Source organism: Flavobacterium melibiosi (assembly GCF_048158545.1).
Classification (GTDB): domain Bacteria; phylum Bacteroidota; class Bacteroidia; order Flavobacteriales; family Flavobacteriaceae; genus Flavobacterium; species Flavobacterium melibiosi.
The window spans coordinates 44451-57458 of the sequence record NZ_JBLNKU010000020.1; the positions used below are offsets into that span (position 1 = coordinate 44451).

Below are 13008 nucleotides of genomic sequence, written 5' to 3' on the forward strand. Positions count from 1 at the left end.
AATTACACTCCGGGATTATATGTTTAGTTTAAAGCTTAAAAACAACAAAGTGATGATCGAATCGTATCCATTAAAAAATCTAAAATTTTTAATTGTTCTTTGTTTCTTAACAACTACAATAGGAATATCTCAAGGAAAAAATATTTTTAAAAATTTAAATCAAATCATTGAAAATTCCTCGAAATATGATCAGAAAAAAAGGTTTGAAATTGATAGCGTTAGAAATATTTTAAAGAAGACTAAAAAAAGTGACTTATTGGTTCTTTATCATTTAAATGAACAAATGTATTACCAATTTAAATTCTTTAAGCGTGATTCGGCATTCTATTATGGTATTCAATCTAAGAATCTGGCATTAGCTATAAATGATAAGTCACTTATAGCTAATGCCAATATGCATCTGGCTGATATTTGTGTTTCATCTGGAATGTACAAAGAAGCTTTAGATTTTTTAGAGCCTTTAAAACGCAATGAATCCAACGGAAATTATGGAACCCTTTATTATGGAATATTAGGCCGTTGTTATAGCGATATGGCGGAATATAGTAACATTCCCTATTTTCAAAAAGAATATATTGATTTAGCTCGAAAATATAGAGAAAAAGCACTTTCATTAACTAAAGAGAGTGATTTTTTTCACTTCTTTTTAAAAGCATTTAACAAGTCAAAGGACAAACGTTTAAAGGAAGCAATTGTTGAATTTAATTTGCTTTTGAAGGGAAATTATAAAGCTCACGACAAAGCTTTGGTTCACTATGTGTTAGGAGATATTTATGAGCAATTAGGAAAAGATGACGAGGCCATTATCCATTTTACGGATGCTGTGATTTTTGATATTGAAACAGCTACCAAAGAATCATTAGCAATTATAAAACTGTCAGAACTTTTATTTAAAAAAGGAGATCTGAAAAATGCTTCAATACTGATTCAAAAGGCAAATGAAGATGCTTTTTTTTACGGAGCGCAACAACGTAAAATACAAGTTGGGGCAATTCTACCACTTATTGAACAAGAGGTTCTCCAAATTGTCGAAAAGGAAAAACAACGTATTTATTGGCAGTATATCATTGTAAGTTCTTTTTTGGTTCTTGCTATTTGTTTTGCTGTAATTATATACTTTCAATATCGAAAATTAAATAAAGCGAAGAAAATTATTGCTGATGCGCATCAAAATTTAAAAAGTATCAACAAGCAATTAAGAAATGTGAATGAAAAAATTAAATCGCGAAATGTAGAAATAAAGCAGGTTAATAAACAGCTTTTGGAGGCTAATAAAATTAAAGAAGAATATTTAGGATTATTTTTCACACAATACGATGCTGTTTTTGAAAAATTTAATTCTTTCATGGGTAGCATAAAAAAGCAAATTGACGACGAAAATTATGAAAAAGTGAAGCATACTATTTCTAGTTACAATCTAAAGCGTGAAAAAGAGAAACTTCTCGAAAATTTTGACATTGCATTTATCAATCTTTTTCCGAATTTTATCGATGAATTCAATTCTTTAATGAAAGAGGAACACAAAATTAAACTGCAAAAGGAACAATTTCTAACTAAAGAATTAAGAATTTACGCATTAATTCGATTAGGAATTACACATAATGAAATTATAGCGCAAATTTTAGGATATTCTATCAATTCAATTTATGCCTATAAAACTAAAATTCGGAATAATTCCATAATAAATAAGGATGATTTTGATCAAAAATTACTCAAAAACACGACTTTAAAGCTATAAAAAACACCTTTTTTCTATATGATGTTTGGGTTGTTTAAAATGGTAAAGTCAATTAAATCAATACTTTATATGTAAAGTTAATGTAAAATTAACCGTTTTTTTCTATACGTTTTTTTTGAGAAGTTTTCTCAAGTTGTTATTTATGCAATTTTGTAATGAAAGTGTTTCACATCGACACAATCAAAACCTATAATAACTAACTAAAATTAATGTATTATGAAAATTACTTCATCAAATAGGGCAAAACCAGCTCTGTTTTTCTTAATTTTTCTTCTTGCTCCTTTCTTACTACTGGCTCAAAATGGAAAAATTAAAATCTCAGGTAAAGTATTGGATGAATCCAACCAACCACTACCTGGAGCAACAGTTATTCTGAAAAGTTCAAATCAAAGTGTCATTACCGATTTTGACGGAAAATTTGATTTTTTAGTACCCGAACAAAACGCAGTGTTTAGTGTTTCCTTTATAGGATACAAGACTAAAGAAGTAAACACAAATGGTAAAACTACTTTAGATATAAAGTTAGAACTAGAATCCGAATCTTTAAATACTGTTGTAGTAATTGGCTATGGTGAGGTGAAATCGAAGGATTTAACAGGTTCGATTTCTACAATTAAATTGGCTGATTTAAGTAAACAACCTGTAGCTAATGTTGGAGATGCAATTCAGGGAAGAGCTGCAGGAGTTCAGGTAATAACTTCTGGAAAGCCTGGAGATAATCCAACTTTTAGAATCAGAGGTACAGGGACAATTGGTAATAATGATCCTTTGATTGTTGTGGATGGTATGCCATTAAACGGTGGACTGAACCAAGTAAACATGAATGATGTGGAAAGTTTGCAAATCCTTAAGGATGCTTCTTCCACAGCAATTTATGGATCAAGAGGTTCAAACGGAGTTGTCATTATTACTACTAAAAGAGGAACTCTTGGAAAATCTTCATTATCATTTGATGTTTCTACAGGAATATCTGAAGCTACTGATGTCCTTCAGGTTTTAAATGCTTCTCAATTTGCCAGTTTACATAATGATATTTTGAATAATGCCGGATTAACACCTAATCCTGATTTTCAGAATCCAGCATCGTTGGGTAAAGGAACGGATTGGGTAGATGCGTTTTTCAGGACAGGTATTCAAAACAATTATACTATGTCTTATTCAGCTGGAAATGAAAAAACAAAAGTGTACACTTCATTGAACATTTTTGATCAAAAAGGAATTATTATAAATACTGATTATAAAAGATATATTTTACAATTCAATAGTGACACCAAAGTCTCTGATAATTTAAAATTCGGGAATAGTTTAAAATTAAATCATGATATAAAATCTCAAGGAGACTATAATATTCAAAATGCTTTAATTTCACTACCAACTCAGCCTATTTATAGAGCCAACGGAAATTTCTCAGGTCCTATTGGACAAGCTATTTATTCAGGAGATGTTGATAATCCGATTGGAAAAGCTACTATAATTGATAATTCGACTAAGGGATATAATATCCAGGGTAATCTGTTTGGAGAACTTACTTTTTTAAAAAATTTCAAATTCAAAACCATTGCAGGTGCTGAAGCTAATTTTTGGAAAACCAGAACTTGGTCACCTACTTATAGTTGGGATACTAAAATAGGCCAAAATGCTTTTTTATCTGAGTCTTCAAATCAATCAATCACTTTGCTATTTGATAATACACTAACTTTTAATAAAAAGTTTGATAACGGATTAAACGTTACAGGTGTAATAGGAACCAGTGCACAGCAAAACAAATTTGAGTTTATCAGTGGATCGATCCAAAATTTCCCTAGTGAAAGTACCCAAACATTGAATAATGGAATATCTCAAAGTTCATTACATGGTAGTAGTTCTGAATGGGCTATTTTCTCCACTTTTACCAGAGCAAATTTTGATTATAAAAGCAAATATTATGTTACTGCTACCGTTCGTAGAGATGGTTCTTCTCGATTTGGTACAGGAAATAAATACGGGACGTTCCCTTCTGCTTCATTAGCTTGGAGAATTTCAAATGAAGATTTTTTTAAATCAAAAAGCGTAAACGATTTGAAATTACGTTTGGGTTATGGAATTACAGGAAATCAAGAAATCGGTAATTATTCATTTTCTTCTAATTATAATACCTATCTATATAATTTCAATGGCAGTTATGTTAGTGCGGCTGTACCAAGCGTTTTGCCTAATTCTAATGTAAAATGGGAAGCTCAAGAGCAATATAATATTGGTGTCGATGCCTCTCTCTTTAATGAGAGAGTTAATATAACCTTAGATGCTTATGTCAAAAACACTAACGATATGTTAGTACCACAATCAGTACCAGTTACTTCTGGTTATTCCGACATCTTTGTACCTTATATTAATGCTGGAAAAATTCAAAATAAAGGTATTGAGTTAGTCATTAATACTAAGAACATTCAGAAAGATAAATTTAGCTGGAATTCTGACTTCGTTTTTTCAATAAACAGGAATAAAGTAATTGATTTAAATGGTGATGCACCATTGATTACGGGAGGTTTAGGATTAAACTATAATGTATCCCGAATTCAAGAAGGATATCCAATAAATGTGTTTTATGGATTTGTTCAAGAGGGCATTTTTCAATCTCAAGCAGCTGTAGATAATCATGCTGTACAAGTTCAAGGGACTTCATCGAGTAACAGCACTTCATCTGGAGATGTTCGATTTAAAGATTTAAATAATGACGGTTTAATTACAGATGCAGACCGAACTTTCATTGGAAACCCTAATCCTGATTTTGCAGCTTCATTAAATAATACATTCACTTATGGTGATTTTAGTTTGAGTGTTTATCTGCAAGGGGTTTATGGTAATGATGTTTTTAATGCCAATAGACTTTATAATGAAGCAATGTCAATTACCACAAATCAATCAACAGCTGTTTTAGGAAGATGGACAGGCCCAGGAACTAGCAATAGCATGCCTAGAGCCATTTATGGTGATCCAAATAATAACAATAGAGCATCCTCAAGATACATTGAAGACGGTTCGTATATGAGAATCAAAAACGTGACCCTTTCGTATAAAATCCCAACAGATTCTATGAAAAAGAAGTTTTTTGATTATGCAAAAGTTTATTTATCAGGCCAGAATTTATTCACCTTCACGAAATACAATGGTTTTGATCCTGAAGTTTCAACTAATGGTATTGATAATAATATATATCCAGTTACAAGAATTGTATCTCTTGGTTTAAATGTTGGATTTTAAAAAATAGAAAAGATGAAATTTATAAAAAAAATAGTTTTGGTATCCGCAATTTTTGCTTGTACCCAATGTTCTAGTGACTTTTTAGATAAAGCACCATTAGACACCATTAATACTTCGAATTATCCAACTAATGCGGCAGAACTAGTAACATTAGTAAATGGTGCCTACCAACCTTTACAATGGCCTAAATTATATAATTTGAGAATGTGGACTACTGATATTATGGCAGGAAATAGTATTGTAGGAGCTGGTGGCGGAACGGATGGTATTGAGACACAAGATATGTCAAATTTTGTAACCAGTACAGATAATCAAGGTGTATTAGATATTTGGAGAGGACCATGGCCAGGTATTTTAAGATCAAATATTGTATTAAGTGTCGCTCCTAATCTAGAGATAGATGAGACCATTAAAAACAGATCTATGGGAGAGGCTTATTTTTTAAGAGCACATTATTATTTTATTTTAGTACGTTTTTTTGGAGATTTACCTTTAATAACGACTCCGCAAAATTCGGACTCAGAGTTATATCCAGCTAGAGTATCTAAAGCCTTAATTTATGAACAAATTATAGCTGATTTAGAAAAAGCTGCTGACTTACTGCCTAACAAAAGTGAGTATTCAGGAAGCAATATCGGTAGAGCAAACAAAGGAGTTGCTCTTGGAGAATTGGCGGAAGTTTACCTTACCCTTGGAAATAACTGGCAAAAAGTAGTTGATTTAACCACTCAGGTTGAGGGACTAGGTTTTGGTTTGAATACGAATTATGCAGACAATTTTAATCCATCAACAGAAAATTCTAATGAATCATTATTTGAAGTACAATATGAGAGTAATGGTGGTTACAGTTTTTGGAATAATGAAAATCAAGCTTCTTGGACAAGTCCATTTATGGGACCAAGAGGAAGTAATTTTGTAGGAGGTGGATTTGGATGGAATCAGCCTACACAAGAGTTTGTAGATTCCTATGAAACTAACGATTCCAGAAAAAATGTTACCCTATTTTATGATGGAGCACCCGCATTTGATGGGAAAACATATCAAACCAGTTATTCAACAACAGGATTCAATGTTAGAAAGTTTTTAGTACCACTAAGTGTTTCTAGCTCCTACGACAACAGTCCTTTAAACTTTCCAATACTGCGTTTTTCAAATATTCTATTAATGAAAGCTGAGGCTTTGAATGAATTAGGACAAACACTCCAAGCAGAAACTCCATTGAATAATGTTAGAAATAGAGCTGGATTACCAAATATTACAACAGGTTTAAGTCAGGCTAACTTCAGATTAGCTGTATTAAAGGAAAGAAGAATAGAATTGGCTTTTGAGGGGCAAAGATGGTTTGATCTTATCAGAGTGAATCAAGGGCAATACGGGCTTGATTTTCTTCATTCAATTGGAAAAACAAATGCAACCTCAAAACATTTATTGTTTCCAATTCCACAAATAGAAAGAGATAGAAATCCAAAATTAACCCAAAATCCTGGTTATTAATAAATAGCGTTATGAAAAAAAATAATTTTATAAAAATACTTTCTATTCTTGGTGCTTTATTTTTAGCATTAATGAATACTTCCTGTGAAGATTTACTGAGCGATTCTATTGTTAATAATAATGATAAATTAACGCTTAAAGTTTCAACTTCAGAACTGGTTTTGGACGAGCGAAAACCGAATGATAATCTAACTTTTAATTGGACAACGGGTACCAATTATGGAACCAGTGCTTCTATTAGTTATGTATTACAAATCGATAAAGAAGGAAATAATTTTGCTACTCCTCTGGAATATGAGATGGGAACCAATAATTTTTCGTTTTCAATCAACTCGGCCACTTTAAATTTTATCATGCTGAATACTTTTGGTGTTCAGCCTGGGGCTGTTCAAAAATTTGAGGCAAGAATAACTGCTAAGGTAGCCAATTCAAGTGCTACAGCTCAAGTGGCAACAACAATTTTTTCAATTACACCGTATTTACCAGTTTCAAAAGACCTGTATATGGTGGGTAGTGCCACTGTTGTCGGTTGGGATGTATCCAATGCGATACAGTTAACACCCTCAACTTCATCGCCAGGAAAATTTATTTTTCTAGGGACTTTGAGTTCAGGATCTTTTAAACTTCCCGTTAGCAGAGATGGCTGTTGGTGTCAGGATTTCTATACCAAAAGTGCATCGGCGGATAATATGATGGTACACAATATTGGAGGTAGCGGACAAGATTTACAATGGCAAATAACCCAAGGAGGACAGTATAAAATAACGGCTGATTTGTTGAATCTGACTATTACCATTGAGGCCATAACCGGACCTTCATTTACACAAATTTGGATAGTTGGTGATGCATCTCCAAGTGGTTGGACTGTCGATTCGCCTCAGGCATTTACCCAAAGTCAGGATAATCCATCTGTATTTACTTATGAAGCCAACTTCGTGGAAGGAGATTTTAAAATTCTTGCGGGTTCTTTAGGAAACTGGTGTGGAGAATGGTTCAGACCGTTAACGAATGGACAGGCTTTATCATCAACAGCTGTTGCCCAAAATTCCGGTTGTGACGTGGATAATAAATGGAAAATAACGGCAGCAGAGGTAGGTAGATATAAAATAACATTGAATACGCAAACGAATGCCATTAAAATCCAAAAAGTCAATTTATATATTATAGGTGACGGTGGTCCAAATGGATGGAATATTGGAAGTCCCTCAGCAATGAGTTATAGTAACGGTAATTTTGTCTATAACGGTCCTTTGGGCGACAGTAATGCAACGGGAGAATTTAAAATTTCAAAATTCTATGGTGATTGGTGTGATGGTGATTGGATTAATCCTGCAACAGCAAATCAATCTTTATCGAACGGAAATTATATTATTACCCATGGTTGTAATGGCCCAGATAATAAATGGAAATTACAAACTGGTGATGCAGGAAATTACCAAATCACTATCAATCTTGATACGCAATCGATGACTATTACGCATCAATAAAATAATTTTAGCTCTGGTTATTAAAATAATAACTAGGGCTATTTTAAAACTAAATTTCAAGCGATGAAACGAAAAAATGCAAGTATATTAAAGTCACTATTATTGGCTTTACTCTTTATCAATTGCGATAATAACGATAAGAGTTTTAATTATACTCCCGAAGAAGTTGCTACAACGACACAAGTAGTAGTTAAAACCGACAAGGCAAAATATGCTCCCGGAGATGCAATTGCTTTTAGTATTGATAAGCTGTCTGAAAACAGTATAATCAGATATAAATACTTAAACACAATCCTGTCAGAACAGCCTTTGACCAGTACCAATTGGACTTGGACTCCGCCATCTGGCGATTATAAAGGCTATTTGGTTGAGTTGTATAAAAAGGTTGACGGAGTTGAGGTTATTGTGGGAACGGTTGCCGTGGATGTATCGTCTGACTGGACCAAATTCCCGAGATATGGTTTTTTATCTGAATTTGGTGCTATGAGCGAAAGCCAAATTACAGCAACTATTGATAACCTCAAAAACTACCATATCAATGCGCTACAATATTATGACTGGGGGAACAAGCACCATTCGCCGTTGAAAATGAACGGAACCAGTCCTGCGACAAATTGGTTGGACATTGCAGGCAGGCAAATGGCTTTCAGTACCGTTAAAAATTATATTGACAAAGCACATGGTATCAATATGGCTTCCATGAGTTATAATTTGCTTTACGGAGCTTGGAGCGATTACAGTGTTGACGGAGTTTCAAGCCAGTGGTTTTTGTATAAGGACCAGAATCATTCCAACATCGATAAACATGATTTACCGGATTCTTGGCAAAGCGACATTTTGGTGACCAATCCCGGAAATACTGATTGGCAAAACTACATTTTCGAAAAAACAAATCTGATATACCAGAATTTGAATTTCGATGGATGGCATTTGGATCAGTTGGGAGACCGAGGAAATGTATATGATTACAACGGAAATTCAGTAGCGTTGAATGAAACGTTTACTCCTTTTCTGCAAAATCTGAAAGCAAAATTTCCGAATAAGAAAAACATGCTCAATGCAGTTGCACAATACGGACAGTCGAATATTTTAAGCGCACCGGTTGATGTGGCTTACACCGAAGTTTGGGGGCCACGTGACGGTTACAAGGATCTTGCTGAAATTATTAAAGAAAACAATACGCTTTCAGATAATAACCTGAATACGGTACTTGCTGCCTATATGGATTATGACAAAGCAAATGGAACTGGGTTTTTTAATACTCCTGGGGTGTTATTGACTGATGCCGTTATCTTTGCTTTTGGGGGTTCTCATTTGGAATTAGGAGAACATATGTTGGCAAAAGAATATTTTCCTAACAATAATTTGCAAATGGATGGGGAATTGAAAAAAACGCTTCCAAAATACTACGATTTCCTGGTTGGTTACCAAAATTTATTACGTGATGGTGGTACCTTCAATAATCCGGTTTTAATTTCAGGAGATGGAAAAGTAAGTCTGAATAGTTGGCCTCCCGCTTCTTTCAGTGTTTCCGTAGTAGGTAAAAAAGTGGGGAACAAACAAATTGTTCATTTGATTAATTTTTCTAATGCAAACAATTTAAATTGGAGAGATACCAATGGAGAGCAAGCAGTTCCGGTCATAAAAAAGAATCTGACCATGAATCTGCAAAATAATCAAACCGTTTCTAAAGTTTGGTATGCTTCCCCTGATTTGGATGGAGGAGCTTCAAAAGAACTTAGTTTTAGTCAAGTCGGTAGTTATCTGGTATTCAAGATCCCATCGCTGCAATATTGGGGAATGATAGTAGTTGAGTACGAATAAGATTAATAGTTTGTTCTTATACTGCTTGTCTTCTTCGATTAGTTGAATTGTATTCCCTTTTGTAAAAACGTCCCATTATTTAAATTTTAATTGGTTTGTAATTTGTTTAAATAAATTTGTAGATGAGGATTAGTGGATACATTTGAAAATTATCACTTCAACAATAGAAAAGAAGGAGATAGGCAGTTTTTTTTATCAACCCAGATTCAGTAATAGATTTCTATTGCTGCATCTGGGTTATAAATTAACGGATGATTTGTTTTTAAATTTATCTTTGTTAATTCGTGTCTCAATTAAAAGACGTTTTAAATAGTAATACCAATAAAAACTACTCATGAAAATAAAAATTAATTTTTTAGCGATTTTGGGAATAGTCGTTGCTGCTATAGTTGCTTCGTGTAAAAGTGATTCGCCTCTATTATATAAATCCCAAAATTTCACCTTATACAATAATAAAGTGGTTCAAGGTAAAAATGTTGCAAAAGTACTCTCACCAACATCGATTAAATCAAATTATAAAAGTACCGAAAATGAAACTTATCCAAATCTGATTTCATTTAAGTTCAGTATCAATGAAAAAGACAATGACTTAGCTCAAGGAGTAAATCGTCAAATTTTGGTTACCAATCAAAAAGTTTCAGAAATGTACGTTTTTGGACAGCCACAATCAGATAAAATTGATTCCCCAAAAGGGATTTTACCGGCAGATACCGATTTTACTTTTAAATTGGACATGAGAGCCGTTTTTCAACAATTCAAGGAGAAAGGATTTTATCAATGTCAGGATGGATCCAAAATTGCCCAAGCCGATTTCAAAGGTGTTTATATTGCCGGCGGGGCTTTGCCGCTTACCTGGGATTTTGTAAACTTGGAAGAACGTGGACTTAAAATGACAGATGCTGATAGTGACGGTATTTTTGAAATTACGTTAAAACTAAATCCATTAATTCCAATCGAGGATAAAACATGGAAATTGGCCCAAGATATTTCGACTAAAGCTACTTATACATCACAACAACCTATCGTGGATGCTTTGTATAATCTTTCATTAGAAGAAGCAAAATTAGCCATTGAACCGGACAGTACTTTTAGAACCGGAGCAAAATGGGCGGGTGTTTGGACAAGAGATATCAGTTACAGTATTATTTTGGCATTTGCTTATCTAGAACCGGAAGTGGCCAAAATAAGTTTGCTGAAAAAAGTCAAAAGAGACCGAATTATTCAGGATACGGGTTCTGGAGGTGCTTGGCCAGTTTCTTCTGACCGAACCATTTGGGCATCAGCTGCATGGGAAGTCTATAAAACAACAGGGGACAAGGAATGGCTGAAAAAGACCTATAGAATAATTAAAAATTCAGCAGCGGATGATTATAAAACGATTCGTTCCACCCAAACCGGTATGTATTCCGGAGAATCTTCTTTTCTGGACTGGAGAGAGCAAACCTATCCGAAATGGATGTCGAACATGGATATTTATGTGTCACAAAATTTAGGTACTAATGCGGCGCATTATCAAACGCATCAAATTTTATCCAAGATGGCAAGCATTTTAGGAGAGCCTCACCAAGAGTATGATGCGATTGCTTCGCAGATAAAGAAAGGGATAAACGAACAATTATGGATGGAAGACAAAGGGTATTACGCCCAATATCTTTACGGAAGAAATTTCTTGATGCCATCCAAACGTTTTGAAGCTTTGGGGGAAGCCTTAGCTGTTTTATTTGATGTTGCCGATGCAAAACAAAGTAAAATGATTTTGTCCCAAAGTCCTATAACGGAATATGGGGTAACTTGTATTTATCCACAAATCCCCGGGATTCCTCCGTATCATAATGATGCTATTTGGCCTTTTGTTCAATCCTATTGGAATTTGGCTGCAGCCAAAGTTGGAAATGAAAAAGCTCTAAATCACGGTTTGGCTTCGGTATATAGAGCAGCCGGTTTATTCTTGACAAACTATGAAAATATGGTGGCAGACAATGGTGATTTTAAAGGAACCGAAATCAATTCGCACCGCATGTTGTGGAGTATGGCAGGGAATCTTTCTATGGTGTATCGTGTTTTTATGGGAATGCATTTTGAAGAAGACCGATTGATTTTCGCACCGGTAATTCCAAAAAATTATGGAGGAACAAGAAGTTTGAAAAACTTTAAATACCGAAATGCCAATCTGGATATCACAGTTGAAGGATATGGAAATACGATTGCTTCTGTTACCATTGATGGAAAAGAAGTCGAGAAAGCCATTATTCCGATGACTTTTGCAGGGAAACATACCGTGAACATCAAAATGAGCAATAATGATTTTTCAGCCGACGCTATTAATTTGGTTGAAAATAAATTCACTTTAGCGAATCCTATTACAACTCTCAGCGGAGATAAAATAACTTGGCAAAACGATATAAAGGCGAAAGGATACAACGTTTATAAAAACGGAAAACTGCTAGAAAAAACTACTGTTCCTACACATCAAATTTCAGACAATAATTATGCGGAATATGCGGTTAGTGCGGTTGATGCAGCAGGGCAGGAGTCTTTCCTGAGCGAGCCTTTGGTATACAGTAAATCGCAACCGCTTGTTATTGAGGCAGAAGATTTTGTTGTCAAATCTGATTTGAATTATATGAATTATTCCGGGAAAGGTTTTGTTGCCGTTTCAACTGATACTAACACCAAAATTAGTCTTCCAATTGTAGTTGCAGAAAGTGGAGAATACTTCATAGATATAAAATATTCTAACGGGAGTGGTCCTTGGAACACCGATAACAAATGTGCCATTCGTTCTTTATATCTCAATAAAGACTATGTTGGGGTAATGGTTTTTCCTCAAAGAGGAACCAATGAATGGTCGGATTGGGGATTATCAAATTCACATAAAATCAATTTGGTAAAAGGGAAAAACAAATTAGAATTGGTTTTGGAAGCTTGGAACAACAATATGAATGTGGATGTCAATCGTGCAATGATTGATTATATAAGATTGTATAAAGTGCAATAAAAATGAAAAGGTGTTTTTATAAAGCCTGTTTTTTAAAGAATAATAAAAAGCATAAAGGCTGTCCAATAGGGCAGCCTTTATGCTAAAAATAATAATTTATAATGTTCTTTTAACCCGTTGGGTGTAATTATTTGAAGTAAAATAAACGGATTAGATATTGGTCAAGATACTGAATTTCAGTATCTTGATGTCGCCAAACAAACCAATATCTATGTCAAATATAGTGA

6 protein-coding genes are annotated in these 13008 nt (G+C 33.9%); all 6 read left to right on the forward strand.

Translation table 11 applies throughout. From position 1 onward, the window contains the following. The first annotated feature begins 283 nt into the window (after positions 1 to 283). On the forward strand, positions 284 to 1738 hold the full coding sequence (locus ACM55F_RS18135) for a DUF6377 domain-containing protein (RefSeq protein ID WP_416855230.1): 1455 nt from the start codon (positions 284 to 286) through the stop codon (positions 1736 to 1738). A 216-nt stretch (positions 1739 to 1954) separates the two neighbouring features. After that, a complete protein-coding gene (locus tag ACM55F_RS18140) occupies positions 1955 to 4978 on the forward strand; it encodes a SusC/RagA family TonB-linked outer membrane protein (RefSeq protein WP_416855231.1) in 3024 nt (1007 codons plus the stop codon). Positions 4979 to 4990: 12 nt separating this feature from the next. Next, positions 4991 to 6472 carry a RagB/SusD family nutrient uptake outer membrane protein gene (locus tag ACM55F_RS18145; protein WP_416855232.1) on the forward strand — a complete coding sequence of 494 codons (1482 nt, stop codon included), beginning with the start codon at positions 4991 to 4993 and terminating at the stop codon, positions 6470 to 6472. 11 nt (positions 6473 to 6483) lie between these two features. Then, a complete protein-coding gene (locus ACM55F_RS18150; protein ID WP_416855233.1) occupies positions 6484 to 7959 on the forward strand; it encodes a SusE domain-containing protein in 1476 nt (491 codons plus the stop codon). A 63-nt stretch (positions 7960 to 8022) separates the two neighbouring features. Continuing rightward, positions 8023 to 9783, forward strand: coding sequence for an endo-dextranase (locus ACM55F_RS18155; RefSeq protein ID WP_416855234.1), 1761 nt, complete (start codon positions 8023 to 8025; stop codon positions 9781 to 9783). Between the two features lie 334 nt (positions 9784 to 10117). Then, positions 10118 to 12781 (forward strand): alpha-L-rhamnosidase-related protein, encoded by a 2664-nt coding sequence (locus ACM55F_RS18160; RefSeq protein WP_416855235.1) that lies wholly within the window; start codon positions 10118 to 10120, stop codon positions 12779 to 12781. The last annotated feature ends 227 nt before the right edge of the window (positions 12782 to 13008 follow it).